Below are 18,932 nucleotides of genomic sequence, written 5' to 3' on the forward strand. Positions count from 1 at the left end.
AGTTGTTCTACTCAGTGGATGTCAACGCGTTTTTTAATTAGAATTCTACCTGCGTTGATCAACAGGACCGTCAGGCAAACGGCTACCGTTCCAATGATGTAAGGGTAGTTTCCGTCAAAACCTGAAGGGGACACATGTTTTAAGAGAATACCCGAGTAGGCCCAAACAAAGACCAGACCATAAGCTCTATTCCAGTCTTTATTCATGCGCAGGATTCCAATCACTAAACCGATCACCAGAATCAAACAGGTCCAAATCGATTCACTGATACCGAATCCGTTCCATTGAATGCTGACTAGAAGGGCGGTGATATTGGCGATGGTCGCTACGGTTATCCAACCAAAATACACGCTGAAGGGTAGTCGAATGAAAAGTTTCTGTTTGCCCGTGAGCTTGCGGGTGTTAACCATATCAGCAATCTTAATGAGGGTGATAAGCAAAACAAGCATCAACAATACGGACAGCCAAATAATCCCATAATGCCAGGCAAAAATCCAGGCAATGTTAGCCAGGGCGTTGATGATGAAAAACTGGCGAATACGGGTGCTACTTTTTTCATCAGTTTCAGACAGCCCTTGTCCAGTGCCAAATTGGTAGATGGTATACCCTAAAAGAAGCAAGTAGATAAACCCCCAAATGGAAAAGGTAAGGCCTGCTGGTGTAAATAGATTGCCTAGCTTATCGGATGCTTCCCCGGTCGTAACTCCTCCAATAGGCAAGGCATTGGCCAGGTAGTTCACAGCAATCACAACAGTGAAGGCCAAGGCCACCAAGATTTTGAGAGCGGTATCTTTTTTAGTCATGGTAAAGCAATTAAAGTTGGCGACCGAATATTAGTCTAATTGTGTTTTAGTGATGAAGATTGCTTTTTCCAAGATAGGGATTTATAGGGTGTTCCATTTTGGAAAGATGTTTTTGTGGCAAGGATTGGCTTCGCCCTTCCTGACAAAGCTCCGTAGTCTAAATGAAAAGCTTGTAAACCTGCGGTTTAGGCCCTTTTTATTTTCATTTCGATTAGGAAGCGAGCTTCCATCTCATTCAAATAAAAAAGCCCGCCTTGCAGGGCGAGCTTTTCATTCTTAAGTGACCTCGGCAGGATTCAAACCTGCAACCTTCTGAGCCGTAATCAGATGCGCTATTCAGTTGCGCCACGAGGCCTTTTGGTAAATCTCTTGAAGGATGATTTTCAAGAGGGGTGCAAATATATTTCTTTTTAAATTTACTTCAAACTCCCAAGTTCAGTTTTCCATGAATCTTAATGAATTTATTCGGGATATCCCTGATTTCCCTGAGCAAGGCATTGTTTTTAAGGACATTACCCCCTTGATGGGAAATCCTGTAGCGCTTCAAGCTGTTCAGGAAGGTCTTCTGGATTTACTCCAAGGCCTGAAAATTGACAAAGTGGTGGGCATGGAAAGCCGCGGGTTCTTCCTGGGACCGGCTTTAGCGATGCACCTGAATGCTGGCTTTGTTCCTTTGAGAAAGCCCGGTAAACTGCCCCATACCACCTTGAAGCAGGCCTATGGCTTGGAATACGGAAAAGATGTTCTTGAGATGCACACGGATGCCATAGAAAAAGGGGAACGGGTATTGATTCACGATGATGTTCTGGCTACTGGAGGGACGGCCGAGGCAGCCTGTAAGCTCGTCGAACAAGCCGGTGGAGTAGTGGTTCAATGCAACTTCTTAATTGAACTGGACTTTCTAAAAGGACGCGAACGCATCTCTGCGTATTCCGTTCAATCCCTATTACATTATTAACCCAGCGCCTGGCAGGTGACATAGTAGCGGTAGCCAACCAATGCCAACTGCCACTTCTTGGCTTTCGCCAAATCCAAACCTTGCTTCGTAAAAGAGGGTAATACTGCTTTGTTGACCTTGGCGAGCCCTTGGAAGAAACTTTGCTTCATTGCGGTTGGTTGAGCTGCAAAGAAAGAAAAAACCCGGCACATGGCCGGGTTTCATCACAATCGCAGGTCGTGTCAATTTGCTATTGCTTGTTGCTTTTTAGCATGGTCTTCGCCAGATCAGCTCCGATCAGCGATTCCAGGAGATTGGCCTGGGCTTTGTCCTTTCCGCCTCCTTCAATATAAAACTCGGGAAGTTTTAAGGCCTTGAGCTCTCTGGCTACGCCAACGGCGGTTTTGTATTCCCACTCGGCTCTTTCTTGCGGAGTAAGTCCCGCATTTACGAGCTTGGCGTTCTGATAGGCTTCTGCATCCGCAGCGACCTTCTTACTCTGGGCTTTGAATTTTTCCACCTCAAATTGTTTCTTCTCTTTGACGAGGTTGAACTCAGCCACTTTGGCTTCGGTCTCTGCAGCGATCGTTTTTTGGATCTGCTCTTTCTCTAGACGGGCTCTTTCGGCCGCCTTCTCGGCTTCACCACGGGCTTTCTCTTTTTGTGCCCGGTAAAACTCACGCTCGGCTTGTTGCTTTTCGAGTTGGGTTTGTGCCACCTCCTCCTTTTGCAATTGCAGACGCTTATCAAAGGTCTCCTCCCAGTCAATCTCGGTAACCACCGCCTGAACGACGGTCAGTCCGTACCCTTTGAGGGAATTGCCTGGCTCCCTTACGGGAAGACCATCTTTGATTTTAATCCGAAAGCGTTTTTGCTTGGTTTCTTGATTCACCACCGTTCTCACGGTAGAAGAATCTCCGATTACCTCGCGGTTCTCACTTTCGTTGTACTCTTCCAGAACATACATTCCGTTTTCGAGTTGATCTTTAAAATAGCGGTCAAAATCCGAAGCCTGTCCAGAAATATAATCCTGGGCATCCATGAGCTTACAGGTGTTTTTGATCGACTGATCAATGTTGGGGATAATCCGCGAACGGATTAGGTTTTTTTCAGTTTTGTTTCGATCGGCTACAGATAAGAACTGCGCTTCATCTTGTGTGTTGATGCTGATGACCACGGAAGTCGCGATTCGGGCTTTTACCGCATCGCTGAAAGCCCAGTATTTGGCCACGTCAACATTGGCGTATTCACTTTGCTCTCCAAGTTCGCCATCCCGACCAGGAATCACGTATTTAATCGGTAGTTCAAATTGTATAGGAATAAGTCTTCCCCACATTTTGGTGTTGATTCCTTGTCTAAAAACGGCCTTTTGACCGCCCCAAGGGTATTGCACTGCGTAGGCTGTACCAGGCTCGGCGTAAAACACCGTACCCGAAACGATGCTGAAGACAATACCGACTAAAAGAATTTGGATGCTTCGACGCGTGGTAAAGCGTTGAAAGAAGGTGTTGTTTTTAAGTATTGGATTTAGGATGAGGGTGATGAGCCCAAAAAGAATTATTAAAATTCCGAAAAATGTAATCATAAATTAGTTGGTGTTAAAGGTTAGTAATTGTTTAAAGCAGTACCTGAACGAGGTGTACAAATAGGGACACGACAAATTCAATAAATGCGATCATGATGTTCTGATTTTTTGATGATTATAAACTCCTTGATTGATGATGTTTGATCAATATAAAATGAGGAATGTCATGTTTCCAAGGATTTGGAAGGAAATCTATGAAAGAGAATACGAAACTGTAAGTTTTTAAACGGAATATCTTTCAGAGTTTGAGTGACCTCCTTGGGCAAAGTTTTTGTTTGTAATTATAAAAATTCAGAAAGGTTTCGGATTATCACAAATGAAGGGGGTTTTTTGAGGGTATTTTGAAAACCAAGGGGCGTTTCGTTTAAAAAACAACCAAAAATGGCCAATCCGTTTATTAGGCCATTTCCTAATTCTGAAATTTCACTAAATCCATAACACAAAAAAACCAGCCATTTTCGGACCGGTTTTTTCGATTGATTGGTTGGGTTGAGTCTTTATTTTTTGGTGTTAATGACCACGACCCCGTTTTTGCCCTTGCGGCCATACAATTCTTTAGCAGACTCTCCTTTCAATATATTGATGCTTTCAATCTTGTCTGGATTCATTTGGATCATCTTGTCTTTGTCGACCACCTTACCATCGACGATGTACATGGGCTCTTTATCTCCATGATTGCGCACCACGACAAATTCGTTATCGGTATCCGAGATCACCTTGACGCGAACCGAATCGCTAGAGTTGGTGCGAATCACTACCCGAGAACCATCGGTCTCCGATTCCTTTACACGCTTCTTTCTTTTGCGGCGCTTGCTTTTGTGCTTTCCTTTCTCGTCCTTATCCTCAATTCGGATGACCTCTACTTCAACCTCCTCTTTTGGATTTAAGTGGATGATTTCATCCTCATTAAGATCTCCTTTAATTCGGATGACCTTGTGCTTATCGGTCAGGCGAATCACTTTTTCAGCTCCTCCTTCGATATCGATGGTTTCGAAGTGAACACTATCACCTATTGATTTCCAAACAATACTGTCTGCTTTAAAGGTGTGGGTTTTATCGCCATTGAGAATAATTATTTGCTCTTCTTTTTCTCCACCATTGCGGTCTCCACGAATGACAAAGGTGTTCCCTGCTCGAATACGCTTGCCTTTGTATTCCATGTTTCCGAAAGAAATTTGATTGCTCTGGTCATCGTAATGGATGGCAATAGGGGAGATGGGCTCCTCTCCGTTGAGGTTGTAGTTGCCGTTAAACTGGGCACCGTTCTCTCCCTTCCCGTTCATGGACAATTCAATGCTGATGATTTCTTTGTCGTCGTTGCGAACAACGGTGTACGAGAAGTCGATTCCATCCTTCGCCAAATCCGATTTGATTTTTTGAAGCTCTGCATCGGTCGTCGTGCTGTTGATGATAAGGTCAATGGATTTTACCCCTTCCATAGGCTTGCGCGGCTGGCGTACGGTATTGATCCCTCCCTGAGCCGTTTTGGGCTTTTTGGCTTTCACTTTTTTGCCGTAGCGCTCTTCGGCTTGGCCAAAATCTATAAAGCCTAAAGGATCCTGAGGATTGTTGTTCAACAAGATTTCGAAGTGAAGGTGGGGCCCTGTCGAAAGACCAGTGCTTCCAACGAAGCCAATAAGGTCTCCCATTTTTACGCTTTGGCCTTTTTCAACCATTCTCTTTTGCAAGTGCAGGTAGCGCGTGGCATACCCTTCTTGGTGCTCAAGACGCAGGTACTCTCCGTTCTTCTCGTTGTAATCGCTAATCTGTACAAGACCATCAGCACTTGCATAAACAGGTACGCCGGTTTTCGCACTGAGGTCAATGCCCTTGTGCTGTTGCAGATTCCCATTGAAAGGATTCTTGGCCGGGCCAAATCCGGAGGTAATCCGGTTGATTTGGTTTGTGGCCAAGGGACTGATAAAAGATACTTCCCAGGCGCTTACTTCTTCGGCATTGGCATAGCTGTAGCGCAGGACTTCTTTTTATTGAAGCTCAATAAAAGACCGCGATCAGGGGTAATACAAGTAAGAACTTCCAGCGTTTTGCTGGGGATGAAGGCTCTTGATTGATCATAACTATTCGTTTTTTGATTAATGAATTAAAAAAGGATGCGGACAACGCTGGGCTGTCTTGATGAATACTGAGTTTAAGCAGTGTCTTTTGGTAATTGCGGCTCGATTCCAGTTCTGCCGTAGCGGATTGGTCAGCCAAAAATTCCAGGTTTTGTTCGATATTTTTTCTAAACCACCAAGCAAACGGGTTGAACCAGTGCAGGCAGAGGACCAATTCCGCAAGCAGAATATCGATCGAGTGGAGCTGTTTGGCGTGTGCTCTTTCGTGGGTTAGAATCGCCTCCAGCTCGTCCTCCGGATAGGCTTCCGGATTAAAAGCTATGTAGCGGAAATAAGAAAAAGGCGGGTAGCTTATCGGCAACTTTACGTAGCGAAAACCTTCTTTCTTGTGTTGTGGGTAGCGTTGCAGCATGGAAGTTAGTCGCCAGCTCTTAAAGGCCAAACGCCCAAGGAGGAATAGGGTGGTGGTACCGTAAAGCATGAGGAGCATGCCTTGCCAGCTCGACCAAATGGAGCTAGACTCTTGGCCGGTTTCTTCAATGATCTGTTCCACCGAATTAGCCGGAACCAGGACGGGTTGCCATTCCACGAGTACATCGGTATAGGTGGTCCAGGTCAAGAGGGGCAGGACAAAGGATACCGATGGTAAATAAAAGGAACCAGCGCGAGACCTGAAAGTGGGTTTCTTTATACAAGAAGGCGCGGTAGAACAATAAAAACAAGGATAAAAGACCGGTGGCTTTGAGCAGGTAGATAAAAAAGAGTTCCATGGGACTATTTGGATTTTTCAATCAGGTTGATGATTTCTTTTAGTTCTTCTACACTGATTTTTTCTTCTTTGGCGAAAAAAGAAACCAGACTCTTGTAAGAGTCGTCGTAGTAATCAGCGATGGTCGCGTTCACGTACTTCTGTCTGTACTCGGTTTTACTGATCACCGGATGGTAGCGGTGGGTGTTACCGAAGGCTTTGTGCCCGACGAATCCTTTCTCTTCGAGATTCCGAACAATGGTCGATAGGGTGTTGTAATGGGGTTTGTCCTCAGGCATTTCGGCCAAGATCTCCTTGACAAAGGCTTGTTCCAGTCGCCATAAGATCATCATGATCTCTTCTTCTTTGTTCGTTAATTTCAGCATAGTCTTTTATCTTGGTTCCAAACCTATTACTAAAATTTTAGTTACGCAACTAAAAACGTAGTAGTTTAACTAATTTTTTAGGAAAATTTTGTGAACGCCTCTGTAACAAGGCCCTAAGTTGAAAGACAAATGTTACCGTTATCTTTGCTGAAACACTTACCCCTTTGGAAAACTTTTTATACGTCATCGGTGGCCTCATTCTGCTCATTGCAGGTGGAAACTGGCTCCTTAAATCTGCGGTAGCCCTTTCTCTCCGCATGGACATTCCCAAAATTGTCATTGGGATGACGGTGGTTTCTTTTGCTACTTCTGCACCTGAACTCATTGTTAGCATCAAGGCAGCCCTGGAGGGTTCTCCTGATTTAGCATTAGGGAATGTGGTGGGTTCCAATATTGCCAATCTCGGTTTGGTCCTGGCGGTCACCGTTCTTATGGGAAGTATTGACGTACGGAAAAGCTTCTATACCACAGATTGGCCTGTGATGATGGTAGCTTCTTTGCTTTTTGTAGGCTTTATCTACGAAGACAAAGAACTTCAGCAATTCGAAGGCATCATCATGGTGGTTCTTTTGGTGCTCTTTCTATTCTATCTCTTACGTGTTCAAAAACCAGCGGTCGTTGATGAAATGCCGGAAGACGATAAGCCCATGTCCTTAATTGCGACACTCTTTTATCTCTTGGTAGGAGGTGCAGGGCTTTGGGCGGGATCTGAACTCTTGATCGAAGGGGCCAAATCATTGGCCAGTAGCTTTGGGGTAAGCGAACGGGTAATCGGAATCACCGTAGTTTCCATAGGGACGAGCATTCCTGAACTCGCCGCTTCCGTTATCGCTGTCCTTAAAAAGGAAAAAGCGATATCGCTGGGGAATTTGATCGGCTCCAATATTTTCAATTTGTTGGCCGTGCTGGGCATCACTTCAATTGTAACCCCGATCAAGGTCATTGACGAAGGCTTGCTCGAAAGAGATATCTTCTGGATGCTGGGAATCTCCTTTCTTATCCTCCCCTTGGTTTTCTTCCCAAAGGGATTGCGTCTGGGCTGGAAGGATGGCTTTGTTCTCTTGGCCCTCTACACCTTATTTGTTTATTCCACCTTGGCTTAAAGACAATAAAAAAGCCACCGTGAAGGTGGCTTTTCATTTAGGGTGAAGTGCTCTTAAGCAGACTTGACAGTCTTGATGATACGAGCAGCTACTTTGTATGGATCAGCGTTTGATGCTGGACGACGATCTTCCAACCATCCTTTCCATCCACTCTCTACTGTAGCAATTGGAATACGGATGGAAGCTCCACGGTCAGATACTCCGTAAGAGAATTGATCGATGGATTGGGTTTCGTGGTCTCCGGTTAGACGCATATCGTTGTTGGCACCGTAGACAGCAATGTGCTCAGCAGCAACCGGGCGGAAGGCTTCACAGATCTTGTCGTAGGTCTCTTTGTTTCCAGCTGTTCTCAAAGTACTGTTCGAGAAGTTAGCGTGCATACCACTACCATTCCAGTCACCTGTTACAGGCTTTGGGTGAAGTTCAATGTAGTATCCATACTTCTCGGTGATGCGGTTGAGGAGGTAACGAGCTACCCACAGTTCATCACCGGCCTTCTTTGCGCCCTTGGCGAAGTTTTGGAACTCCCACTGTCCTGGAGCAACTTCCTGGTTGATCCCCTCGATGTTCAATCCTGCTTCAAGGCAAAGATCCAAGTGCTCTTCTACGAAGTCACGCCCCCAAGTGTAGCGCCCACCAACGGAACAGTAGTACTGTCCTTGAGGTCCAGGGAAACCACCACGTGGGAAACCTAGCGGAAGATCCGTTTCGGTATCCATCAGAAAGTACTCCTGCTCAAACCCAAACCAGAAATCGTTGTCATCGTCATCAATTTGTGCTCTGTGGTTAGAGGCGTGAGGTGTACCGTCGGGGTTTAGTACTTCGGTCATTACCAAAAATCCGTTCAAACGATCCGGATCGGGGTAAATCGCTACGGGTTTCAACAAGCAGTCTGAAGAATTTCCTTCTGCCTGTAGGGTAGAACTCCCATCAAAAGACCACATGGGGCAGCTTTCTAGCTTCCCGTCGAAGTCCTCAATAATTTTTGTTTTACTTCTCAATTCCTGGGTTGGTACGTAACCATCCAGCCAGATGTACTCTAATTTAGACTTGCTCATTTTGCGTCAACCTTTAATTCTTAAAGGCGTCTAAATTAGACGATTTGGTAAAAAAAATAGTTTCCTGACGGAGATTCGATCAAAATTTATCAACATCGGACTATAGGCTTGATCCCATTTGAAGTTTTCTAGCGAAATGGCGAATAAAATGCGAAAATCGGAAGCCTAAACAAACTGATAGGACACCGCGACTCTCTGAAATTCATTTACTTTTGCGCAAAACAGGAAATCATATGAGCCAAGCGGCAGATGGTAGGTATGCACAACGGGGAGTTTCGGCTTCTAAAGAGGATGTGCACGCAGCGATCAAAAATATAGATAAGGGCCTTTATCCCAAGGCTTTCTGCAAGATCGTACCCGATTATTTAACCGCCGATCCGGAGGCAGCTTTGGTCATGCATGCCGATGGGGCAGGAACCAAGAGTTCTCTGGCTTATATGTATTGGAAAGAAACCGGGGATTTATCGGTTTGGAAAGGGATTGCCCAAGATGCCCTGGTCATGAACCTGGACGACTTACTCTGTGTAGGGGTAACGGATCAAATTTTACTTTCTTCCACCATAGGCCGAAACAAAAATCTGATCCCAGGAGAGGTGATCAAAGCCATCATTGAAGGAACAGAAGAGTTGATTGAGGAACTCGCTTCTTTTGGTGTGCAGATATACAGTACCGGTGGGGAAACGGCCGATGTGGGAGATTTGGTCAGAACGATCATTGTCGATAGCACAGTTGTTGCCCGTATTAAACGGAATCAGGTGATCGACAACGCCAACATTCGCCCAGGAGATGTCATCGTAGGGTTAGCTTCCGATGGTCAAGCCACTTATGAGAAGGAGTACAATGGCGGAATGGGAAGCAATGGCCTTACTTCGGCAAGACACGATGTCTTTGTCAAGGACCTGGCCGCCAAATACCCCGAGAGTTTTGACCCCAGTGTTCCTCAGGATTTGGTGTATACGGGTTCTCGTCGCTTGACGGAAGAGGTCTCTGGAACTCCTTTAGATGCTGGTAAGTTGGTTCTTTCTCCGACCCGTACCTACGCTCCCGTAGCCAAGAAGGTCATCGATGAGATCGGAACCCAGCATATCCACGGGATGGTGCATTGCAGTGGAGGTGCCCAGACGAAAATTTTACACTTTTTGGAGAAAGGACACGTGGTCAAGGACAACCTTTTTGCCTTGCCACCGCTCTTTCAAATGATCTCAGAAGAATCGGGTACGGCGATGAAAGAAATGTACCAGGTCTTCAACTGTGGTCACCGAATGGAGTACTATGTGCCTGAGGAAGTTGCGGATCAACTCATCGCGATTTCAGAAAGCTTCGGAATCCCTGCACAACGCATTGGTCGGGTGGAAGCTTCCGATACTAAAAGCCTGACTATAAAAAGTGCTTTTGGTCAATTTGACTACCGCTAGCCTTTTCGTAACTTTTGGTTTATTGTCAATAAAGGGGGGATTTAGAGGACTAGCCATACGGCCAAAAAGCTGTAAATTCGCCCTCCGGATAGATTTCACGGCATGATCGACAAACTCAATATTATTCAACAGCGCTTTGATGAGGTAGCTGATTTAATCATTCAGCCCGATATCATTGCAGACCAGAAGAGGTATGTCAAACTCAATAAAGAGTACAAGGACCTCAAGAAGATGGTGGACAAGCGCAAAGAGTATCTGGAAGTGCTTGCCAATTTAGAAGAAGCGGAAGCGATTCTTGCGGATGGCAGCGACGCCGAAATGGTGGAGATGGCCAAGATGCAACTGGATGAGGCCAAGGAATCCCTCCCACAACTCGAAGAAGAAATCAAATATCTCCTTATTCCCAAAGACCCAGAGGACGAGAAGGATGTGGTCATGGAAATTCGCGCGGGAACCGGGGGTGATGAGGCCAGTATCTTCGCTGGAGACCTCTTCCGGATGTACTCCAAATACTGCGAATCCAAAGGGTGGAAAACAAACATCATGGACCTTTCTGAGGGTACAAGTGGTGGTTATAAAGAAATTCATTTTGAAATCAGTGGGGAAGATGTTTACGGAACCCTCAAGTTTGAAGCTGGAGTGCACCGGGTACAACGAGTACCTCAAACCGAGACGCAGGGTCGTGTACATACCTCGGCTGCGACGGTCATGGTCATTCCGGAGGCAGAAGACTTCGATGTACAGATTGACCCCAAGGATGTTCGAATCGATTACTTCTGTTCTTCAGGACCAGGAGGACAATCGGTTAACACCACTTACTCTGCAGTTCGCTTAACCCACGTTCCTACTGGATTGGTGGCTCAATGCCAGGACCAGAAGTCTCAGCACAAGAACAAAGAAAAGGCGTTCAAAGTACTGCGCTCTCGTCTATACGATTTGGAATTGGCCAAAAAGCAAGAAGCCGATGCGGCCAAAAGAAATTCCCAGGTGAGCAGTGGAGACCGATCCGCCAAAATCCGCACTTACAATTACCCTCAAGGCCGGGTGACGGATCACCGAATAGGCTTGACTTTATACGATTTACAGAACATCATCAATGGAGATATTCAGAAAATCATTGATGAGCTGATGTTGGTAGAAAATACCGAAAAGTTAAAAGAGGCTTCAGATCTTATTTAGGCTATGACCAAGGAACAACTCGTTCAACAAATTCAGGAAAAATCATCTTTCCTCTGTGTGGGCTTAGACCCCGATTTGCAAAAGATTCCTGCACACCTGCGGGATTTGGAAGATCCGTTTTTTGCCTTTTGCAAGGCCATTATTGATCATACTAAGGACTACTGTGTAGCGTATAAACCCAATACGGCTTTCTTCGAAGCCAGGGGAGCTGCGGGCTGGCAATCTCTAGAAAAGACCATAGCTTATCTCAACGAGACATGCCCAAATCACTTCATTATTGCTGATGCAAAACGAGGGGATATTGGCAATACAGCTACCCAGTACGCCAGGGCCTTCTTTGAACAGATGGACTGCGATGCGGTGACCGTAGCCCCTTATATGGGCCGAGATTCGGTAGAGCCTTTTTTGGCTTTTGAAAAACGCTTTTGTGTTTTGTTGGCTTTGACCTCCAATCAAGGAGCCAAAGACTTTCAAACGACACGAGAAGAAGCTCCCCTCTATGAAGAGGTGCTTACTACCTCTCAGACCTACGCCCATAGCGAGCGCTTGATGTATGTGGTGGGTGCCACCAAAGCGGAATACCTCGAACGGATTCGACAATTAGTACCAGCGAGTTTTCTTTTGATTCCCGGTGTTGGGGCACAGGGTGGAAAATTAGACGAGGTCTGTGCAGCAGGAATGAATAAGGAAGTCGGACTCCTTGTCAATAGTTCACGAGGAATCATTTATGCTTCAAGCGCGGAAGATTTCGCTCAAGTGGCTGGTGAGCAAGCCCGGGTACTTCAACAGCAAATGGCCGAAGAATTAAAGAAGCAAAGGGTATTTTCTTGAGTTTAAACGCCCAGTTCGTCCAATAATTTTTTGAGTTGTTCGGCTTTGGCTTGAAAGAATTCTCCGCGAAGAGGATCCTTCTTCAGGCTTCGGGCAGCAAGCTCATTAAAGTGTTGGTAACGAGATTCCAGGATGCTAAAAGCTTCGTTAAGTCCTTCGATGGGAGTAATATTCCCAACTTTGCAATTTTGTTGTAACATGACGGTAAGATTTTGGTCTTATAAAAGTAATACAGGGGAATGGGTTGAACCCCATACCTCCTTGGTTACTGAACCGAATTTATTGGTTATTGGTCCAAAAACCAGGCCAATACCTGTGAAGAAAGACCTAAAATGGGGAAAGAATGAAAAAAGGACTTCGTAAGAAAAGTTGTAATTTGTCAAAAAATAAAGCTTGATCCACTACACTGTTTATCCCAATGCCCAGTCCGATGAATGGGTGACTTTCGTTCACGGCGCTGGAGGCAGTTCTACCATTTGGTTCAAGCAACTGCGTGATTTTAAAAAGCACTTCAATATTCTCCTGCTCGATTTGCGCGGGCACGGAAATTCACAACCCAATCTAAAGGAGGCTTTTAACGATAAGTACACCTTTGACTCTATTACAGATGATATTGTAGAGGTAATTAACCACGAGAGTATCGAAAAATCTCATTTTATCGGGATTTCCTTGGGTACCATCCTGATTCGAAATTTGGCGGAGCGTTACCCAGATCGCGTACAGAGCATGATCATGGGCGGGGCGATTCTTAAATTGAATTTCCGTTCACAGGTCTTGATGCGTTTGGGTGTTCTTTTTAAGTCGGTTGTCCCGTACCTCTGGTTGTACAAGTTCTTCGCTTTTGTTATCATGCCGAACAAGAACCACCGCGAATCCCGATCTCTTTTTGTGCGAGAGGCTAAGAAGCTCTACCAAAAAGAATTTATCCGTTGGTTCAGGCTCACTTCAGAAATCAATCCACTGTTGAGGTTCTTCCGCTCAGTTGATATTAAAATCCCCACCCTCTATGTGATGGGTGAGGAGGATTACCTGTTTTTACCGAGTGTTCAGAAAGTGGTCAATGCACACCAGGTTTCTTCACTCCATGTCATTGAGAATTGCGGGCACGTGGTCAATGTAGAACAGCCTACTGTTTTTAATGAGACGGTTATCAGCTACCTCAACGGGCTGAGTCGTTCCTAATCCACCTTCTTAAGACTAGAAAATAGTCTAGAAAAAACCGGCCCATCAAGGCCGGTTTTTAACTAACTAACTCAAAAATGCTTACTCAGATTATCCGGTTCAAAAGTCCTTCTACCGTGTAATGAAGAAGTAAAAGTCACTTTTAGGAATTGGTTATAATCTAGGGTTGCTTACAAAGCAAACGGTACCCGCAGAAAAATTATTGCAGTTTTTCCAGTCTTTTTATCAAAGATTCGATAAACGGGTCGGATTTGTAGGGTGTTTCCCTTAATTTCTCTGGTCTTGCAGAGCAAAAACTTTTTGTAAAAGCCGGGTGCCGCGCGCAGAAACTTTGGAGCGAATTTCTTTCTCTTCCTCCCCAATAACCTGGTAAACTCCCCCGAGGGCTTCCCCCGTTACATAGGCCGAAAGATCCGGATTGACATCTCTGGTGAGGGGAATATTGTTGTAGCGCGTGATCAGATCTGACCAAATACGATCGGCTCCAACCTTGGCAAATGAACTTTGAATGATAGGCAAAAAACGGTTGTACAATTCTTGCCGGGTTCTGCCTTCTAAAAAAGTGGTAGCCGCAAGTTCGTCGCCCAGGAGAATGTTCTTAGCGTCGGCAAAGGTGATCCCGCTGACGGCATCGACAAAAACGGGTATAGCTTCACTCACGGCATCTTCCGCAGCGCGGTTGAGTACTTTAAGACCTTCATCTGCCAATTTGCTCAGTCCGATATCCCTAAGGGCTTTATCTACTTTTTGTAAATCGGAAGGCAGCCCGATACGAACCAGAGGATTATTGAAATAACCCCCTTCGTCTGCCAAGCCTGATACTCTTTGGTCAATTCCCTGCTGGAGTGCAGCTTTAAGGGCTTGGGCAATTTCTACTTCCGTAACTGGACCTTGGTTGGGAAGTTGACTGACTACCTGTTGTAGTTCGTCGCAGGCACTAAATACAAAGAGGGATAGAATGAGAACCCATTTTGCCGGAGCTGTTTTCATGGTCTAGAGTTTGAGTTAAAGGTACAAAGATCGAGTGCAGCTGCTCGAGCATAAAAATCAGCCTTCTAACGACTATATTTTTCTTAATGTTTCGGTGATTTGAGTGCGTATTCCGTAAATTGCAGGGCCGAAAACGCTCTTTTTTTATCAATGGAACAAAATCCAAATCGCCCTACACACAAAATTAGAATTGTAACCGCTGCTTCGCTCTTTGATGGTCATGACGCCTCCATCAATATCATGCGAAGAATCATGCAATCCAGTGGTGCTGAAGTTATTCACCTCGGGCACGATCGCAGTGTGGAAGAGGTGGTTCGCTGTGCTATTCAGGAAGACGCTCAGGCGATTGCGATGACTTCTTACCAAGGAGGGCACAACGAATATTTCCGGTACATGTATGACTTGCTTCAGGAACAAGATGCCGGACAGATCAAAATCTTTGGAGGCGGAGGCGGAGTAATCTTACCAAAAGAGATCAAGAGCCTGATGGATTATGGTATCGAGCGCATTTATTCACCAGACGATGGACGTGAACTCGGACTACAGGGGATGATCAACGATTTGATCCAACGCAGTGATGTTCCAACGCCGGATATGCCAGCAGACCGCAAGGCCAATTTGCGCGAGCGATTAGAGCAAAAAGACGTGGTGTCTATCGCCCGACTCATTTCATTGGCAGAGAACCGTGCGGAAGATTTTAACGAAGAAATTAAAGGGTGGGAAGCGCCTGCTCAACCAAGTCCTGTACTGGGTATAACAGGTACCGGAGGGGCAGGAAAGTCCAGTTTGGTTGACGAGTTGGTTCGTCGTTTTCTTTTGGAGCATCCGGAAAAAAACCTGGCTATCCTTTCGGTCGACCCCAGTAAGCGAAAAACGGGAGGCGCACTACTCGGAGACCGTATTCGAATGAACGCCATCGATCATCCTCGGGTGTATATGCGTTCATTGGCGACACGACAATCCAACCTGGCCCTTTCTAAGTATGTTGCAGATGCGCTGCAGGTTTTGCAATGGGCCAAGTTTGATTTGATCATTCTAGAGACCTCGGGTATTGGTCAATCCGATACGGAGATTCTGGAACACAGCGACGTTTCGCTTTATGTGATGACTCCTGAATTTGGAGCGGCAACACAGCTCGAAAAAATCGATATGCTCGACTTTGCGGATTTAGTCGCCATCAATAAGTTTGACAAACGAGGTGCCTTGGACGCCCTGCGTGATGTGCGCAAACAATACGTGCGTAATCATAATCTCTGGGAAGAAGATCCGGAGAGCCTGCCCGTATTTGGAACGATTGCCTCTCAATTCAACGATCCTGGAATGAATACCCTTTATCGCCAAATCATGGAAGTGATTTCGGAGAAGTGTGAAGTGGACCTCGCCAGTCAATCGAAATTAAATGAGGGCGAAAGTGAGAAAATTTATATCATACCTCCGGCCAGGACCCGCTACCTGTCTGAAATTGCCGAAGGCAACAGGCTTTATAAAGAGGCAACGGAACACCAGGCAACGGTGGCCCAACATCTGTATGGCTTGTATCAGTCTATCATTGGTTTGACCCAAGCAGTGGGCAAAGCGCTGCCGGAAGGCGAGTTTGTCAATAAAAAGGACCTGGATCGGGAGCAAATACTCAGCGGAATCTCAGATCCCGCAAAGAAGGAATTGGCCGAGCGTCTGCTGGAAGAATTTGATCGGGTAAAGCTCGAGCTCAATCCTCACCACTGGGAAGAGTTAGCGCAATGGCCTGAAACCAAGACACGGTATAAAAATGAGGAGTACATCTTTGAGGTGAGAGGAAAGGAGATTCGAATTCCTACCCACACCACCTCTTTGTCCGAAAATCAAATCCCCAAAGTCGCTCTACCTTCTTACCAGGCGTGGGGAGATATTCTGCGCTGGTTGCGAAAAGAGAATGTACCGGGACGTTTCCCATTTACATCAGGACTTTATCCCTTTAAGAGAACCGGTGAGGATCCCACCCGTATGTTCGCTGGTGAAGGCGGGCCAGAGAGAACCAATCGTCGTTTTCATTATGTTAGCCTGGGAATGCCGGCCAAGCGCCTTTCGACTGCCTTTGATTCGGTAACCCTCTATGGACAAGATCCAGATCACCGACCTGATATTTACGGGAAAATCGGAAATGCCGGGGTATCGATATGTTGCTTGGACGATGCCAAAAAGCTGTATTCTGGCTTTGACCTGAGTAATCCGATGACATCGGTAAGTATGACCATCAATGGTCCGGCCCCCATGTTGTTGGCCTTCTTTATGAATGCCGCGATTGATCAGAATTGCGAGAAATACATTCGCGAGCAGGGCCTCGAAAAAGAGGTTAGCGCCAAAATTCAAAAACTTTATAAAGACCACGGTTTGTCGGTACCACAATATGCCGGTGATTTGCCAGAGGGGAATGACGGACTGGGCTTAATGCTTTTGGGTTGTACAGGAGATCAGGTCTTGCCGGCCGAGGTCTATCGGCGTATCAAAGCCGAGACCCTATCTCAAGTTAGAGGAACCGTCCAAGCCGATATTCTCAAGGAGGACCAGGCACAAAACACCTGTATTTTTTCAACGGAGTTTGCTCTTCGCCTGATGGGAGATGTGCAGGCCTACTTTATTGAGAAAGAAGTACGAAACTTCTACTCGGTTTCTATTTCCGGTTACCATATAGCTGAAGCGGGAGCCAACCCCATTACTCAGTTGGCCTTTACCTTGGCCAATGGATTTACCTATGTGGAATACTACTTGAGTCGGGGGATGGATGTCAACCAGTTTGGGCCCAACCTTTCGTTCTTTTTCTCCAACGGAGTGGATCCTGAGTACGCGGTTATTGGTCGAGTGGCTCGACGTATCTGGGCTAAAGCCTTACGCGATAAGTACGGAGCCAATCCTCGAGCGCAAATGTTGAAATACCACATTCAGACCTCTGGAAGAAGCCTGCACGCTCAAGAGATTGATTTTAATGATATTCGAACGACCCTGCAGGCCTTGTATGCGATTTACGATAACTGTAATTCTTTGCATACCAATGCTTATGATGAGGCCATAACCACACCGACAGAAGAATCGGTACGACGGGCCATGGCCATTCAATTGATTATCAATAAGGAGTTGGGTCTGGCCAAAAACGAAAACCCGCTACAGGGATCCTTTATTATCGATGAGTTAACCGACTTGGTGGAAGAAGCCGTGCTGATGGAATTCGATCGTCTCACCGAAAGAGGTGGCGTACTTGGAGCGATGGAAACCATGTATCAGCGTTCAAAAATTCAGGAAGAAAGTCTGCACTACGAAATGCTGAAGCACACCGGAGAATATCCGATCATTGGAGTGAACACTTTCTTGAGTTCTAAAGGATCACCAACGGTACTGCCTGCCGAAGTTATCCGAGCGACTGAAGACGAAAAGAAACGTCAAATCGAAACCCTCGGCTTGCTACATACACGTTATTCTGAGGGTACGGAAGATAGGCTTAAGGACCTGCAAAGGGCAGCGGTGAACAACGAGAACCTATTTGAGCACTTGATGGAAGTGGCTAAGTACTGTTCTCTAGGACAAATTACCCAGGCCTTATTCGAAGTGGGGGGAGAGTACCGAAGAAATATGTAAGCTTAAGACAAGCGTCTAAGCTTCTTCCAGTCTTTTTGAAAAAGAAGGACTTCTTGACGGAAGAGTTCCAGGTATTCGCGATCTTGAACCCCGTCATTTTCTAGGCCACGGATATAGGACAAAAGGTTTTTGGTAGCTGTTCCCCAGCGCCTGCCGGGCTTGCTTGTACGTCTTTCTTGGAGGGATTGAACGAGCTCCATCAAAATGCTGGACTCATAGCGCAGGGCTTCTGAAATTTCTTCTCTTAAAGAAGCAACTCGTTTTCGGCTCGGAAAGGAGGTCATCCAAGGGTAAGCGTAGGTCTTTATAGGCTCCTTTTCTCCTGTAAAACCATAGCAGGCTGACAAGGCATTGGCAATACCAGCCACCTCATGGGTTCGGGAAAACAGACGCAGTTTTAAAGAATCGCTTTCTTGGGACACAATTTTTCTTTTTATCAAAGTTACTAGAGGTAAAGTATATTATATCTTAAAAAATTAAGGCAAAAACGATAATATGCTTTAAATATTAATTAAATTTAGATTTAAAGCCTAAATAATGGATGTAGTTAACTTTAGAATACTGGAAGCTTTGCAGGAGGATGCACGAATGCCTTTTACTCGGATAGGCCAAGAGCTCGGAATGAGTTCACCAGCGATTAGCGATCGGGTGAAGAAAATGGAGGATCTGGGAGTCATTCGTGGGTACAAGGCCATTGTTGATCCTAAAGCATTGGGTTATCAATTTCAGGCGATGATTACCCTGAGGGCCTTTGTCGGAAAATTGCGTCCTTTATTGGATAAAGTACCTCAATTGCGAGAAGTACGAAATTGCTACCGTATCACCGGGACCGAGAATATTATCATGGAAGTGGTCTTGGAAGATCAGGGTCATTTAGAGCGCTTTATCGATTTACTCATTGCCTATGGTGAAACCAGAACCCATGTTGTTTTATCTCAGGTAATTGCGCAAAATCCATTGGGTAGACCTCTGGCAAAAAAGGATTGATAGGGGGAATCATTTTCAATATCTTTGTTAAGCAGACCGCGTTT

Annotated in this window: 19 protein-coding genes and 1 tRNA gene; 8 read left to right on the forward strand and 12 right to left on the reverse strand. The window is 45.7% G+C overall.

Annotation, left to right across the window (positions count from 1 at the left end):
- Nucleotides 1-11 precede the first annotated feature (11 nt).
- Nucleotides 12-803 (reverse strand): lantibiotic ABC transporter permease, encoded by a 792-nt coding sequence (locus BST99_RS01355; RefSeq protein WP_105000206.1) that lies wholly within the window; start codon nt 801-803, stop codon nt 12-14.
- A gap of 281 nt (nt 804-1,084) precedes the next feature.
- Nucleotides 1,085-1,158 (reverse strand) — tRNA-Arg (locus BST99_RS01360).
- A 90-nt stretch (nt 1,159-1,248) separates the two neighbouring features.
- Here BST99_RS01360 and BST99_RS01365 point away from each other — a divergent pair.
- Nucleotides 1,249-1,761, forward strand: coding sequence for an adenine phosphoribosyltransferase (locus BST99_RS01365; RefSeq protein ID WP_105002388.1), 513 nt, complete (start codon nt 1,249-1,251; stop codon nt 1,759-1,761).
- On the opposite strand, the gene BST99_RS01370 is transcribed toward BST99_RS01365, so the two are convergent.
- The 6 genes from BST99_RS01370 to BST99_RS01390 form a co-directional block, all read right to left on the reverse strand.
- Entirely contained in the window at nt 1,758-1,910 is a 153-nt protein-coding gene (locus BST99_RS01370; protein WP_105000207.1) for an SsrA-binding protein, read from the reverse strand. The genes BST99_RS01365 and BST99_RS01370 overlap by 4 nt on opposite strands.
- Before the next feature lie 80 nt (nt 1,911-1,990).
- Entirely contained in the window at nt 1,991-3,325 is a 1,335-nt protein-coding gene (locus BST99_RS01375) for an SPFH domain-containing protein (protein WP_105000208.1), read from the reverse strand.
- A gap of 497 nt (nt 3,326-3,822) precedes the next feature.
- Nucleotides 3,823-5,238 carry a M23 family metallopeptidase gene (locus BST99_RS01380; RefSeq protein ID WP_146106174.1) on the reverse strand — a complete coding sequence of 472 codons (1,416 nt, stop codon included), beginning with the start codon at nt 5,236-5,238 and terminating at the stop codon, nt 3,823-3,825.
- An 82-nt stretch (nt 5,239-5,320) separates the two neighbouring features.
- Nucleotides 5,321-6,019 (reverse strand): M56 family metallopeptidase, encoded by a 699-nt coding sequence (locus BST99_RS01385; protein ID WP_105000210.1) that lies wholly within the window; start codon nt 6,017-6,019, stop codon nt 5,321-5,323.
- Complete coding sequence (locus BST99_RS14260) at nt 5,958-6,170, reverse strand: hypothetical protein (RefSeq protein WP_219843799.1); 213 nt, start codon at nt 6,168-6,170, stop codon at nt 5,958-5,960. Before BST99_RS14260 ends, BST99_RS01385 begins: the two co-directional genes overlap by 62 nt.
- Before the next feature lie 4 nt (nt 6,171-6,174).
- Entirely contained in the window at nt 6,175-6,534 is a 360-nt protein-coding gene (locus tag BST99_RS01390) for a BlaI/MecI/CopY family transcriptional regulator (protein WP_105000211.1), read from the reverse strand.
- A gap of 164 nt (nt 6,535-6,698) precedes the next feature.
- On the opposite strand from BST99_RS01390, the gene BST99_RS01395 reads away from it, so the two are divergent.
- Nucleotides 6,699-7,637, forward strand: a complete 939-nt coding sequence (locus tag BST99_RS01395) for a calcium/sodium antiporter (protein ID WP_105000212.1) — start codon at nt 6,699-6,701, stop codon at nt 7,635-7,637.
- Between the two features lie 53 nt (nt 7,638-7,690).
- Here BST99_RS01395 and BST99_RS01400 read toward each other — a convergent pair whose 3' ends face one another.
- A complete protein-coding gene (locus tag BST99_RS01400; RefSeq protein ID WP_105000213.1) occupies nt 7,691-8,695 on the reverse strand; it encodes a glutamine synthetase beta-grasp domain-containing protein in 1,005 nt (334 codons plus the stop codon).
- Nucleotides 8,696-8,928: 233 nt separating this feature from the next.
- On the opposite strand from BST99_RS01400, the gene BST99_RS01405 reads away from it, so the two are divergent.
- From BST99_RS01405 to pyrF, 3 genes are all read left to right on the forward strand, one after another.
- Entirely contained in the window at nt 8,929-10,110 is a 1,182-nt protein-coding gene (locus BST99_RS01405) for an AIR synthase related protein (protein ID WP_105000214.1), read from the forward strand.
- Nucleotides 10,111-10,212: 102 nt separating this feature from the next.
- Nucleotides 10,213-11,289 (forward strand): peptide chain release factor 1, encoded by a 1,077-nt coding sequence (prfA, locus tag BST99_RS01410; protein WP_105000215.1) that lies wholly within the window; start codon nt 10,213-10,215, stop codon nt 11,287-11,289.
- A gap of 3 nt (nt 11,290-11,292) precedes the next feature.
- Entirely contained in the window at nt 11,293-12,120 is an 828-nt protein-coding gene (gene pyrF / locus BST99_RS01415) for an orotidine-5'-phosphate decarboxylase (protein ID WP_105000216.1), read from the forward strand.
- 2 nt (nt 12,121-12,122) lie between these two features.
- Here pyrF and BST99_RS01420 read toward each other — a convergent pair whose 3' ends face one another.
- Nucleotides 12,123-12,320, reverse strand: a complete 198-nt coding sequence (locus BST99_RS01420) for a hypothetical protein (protein WP_105000217.1) — start codon at nt 12,318-12,320, stop codon at nt 12,123-12,125.
- 193 nt (nt 12,321-12,513) lie between these two features.
- Between BST99_RS01420 and BST99_RS01425 the strand changes: the two genes are divergently transcribed.
- Nucleotides 12,514-13,302 carry an alpha/beta fold hydrolase gene (locus BST99_RS01425; protein ID WP_105000218.1) on the forward strand — a complete coding sequence of 263 codons (789 nt, stop codon included), beginning with the start codon at nt 12,514-12,516 and terminating at the stop codon, nt 13,300-13,302.
- A 267-nt stretch (nt 13,303-13,569) separates the two neighbouring features.
- On the opposite strand, the gene BST99_RS01430 is transcribed toward BST99_RS01425, so the two are convergent.
- Nucleotides 13,570-14,292: a DUF4197 domain-containing protein gene (locus BST99_RS01430; RefSeq protein ID WP_105000219.1), complete on the reverse strand. Its 723-nt coding sequence runs from the start codon at nt 14,290-14,292 to the stop codon at nt 13,570-13,572.
- Nucleotides 14,293-14,442: 150 nt separating this feature from the next.
- Here BST99_RS01430 and BST99_RS01435 point away from each other — a divergent pair, with 150 nt between their 5' ends.
- Complete coding sequence (locus BST99_RS01435) at nt 14,443-17,901, forward strand: methylmalonyl-CoA mutase family protein (protein WP_105000220.1); 3,459 nt, start codon at nt 14,443-14,445, stop codon at nt 17,899-17,901.
- 2 nt (nt 17,902-17,903) lie between these two features.
- Here the strand turns inward: BST99_RS01435 and BST99_RS01440 are convergent, their stop codons facing one another.
- Entirely contained in the window at nt 17,904-18,323 is a 420-nt protein-coding gene (locus BST99_RS01440; protein ID WP_105000221.1) for a hypothetical protein, read from the reverse strand.
- Between the two features lie 115 nt (nt 18,324-18,438).
- On the opposite strand from BST99_RS01440, the gene BST99_RS01445 reads away from it, so the two are divergent.
- Nucleotides 18,439-18,888, forward strand: coding sequence for an Lrp/AsnC family transcriptional regulator (locus tag BST99_RS01445; RefSeq protein WP_105000222.1), 450 nt, complete (start codon nt 18,439-18,441; stop codon nt 18,886-18,888).
- Nucleotides 18,889-18,932 lie beyond the last annotated feature (44 nt).

Origin of the sequence: Aureicoccus marinus, assembly GCF_002954325.1 — a bacterium.
Taxonomy (GTDB): Bacteria; Bacteroidota; Bacteroidia; order Flavobacteriales; family Flavobacteriaceae; genus Aureicoccus; species Aureicoccus marinus.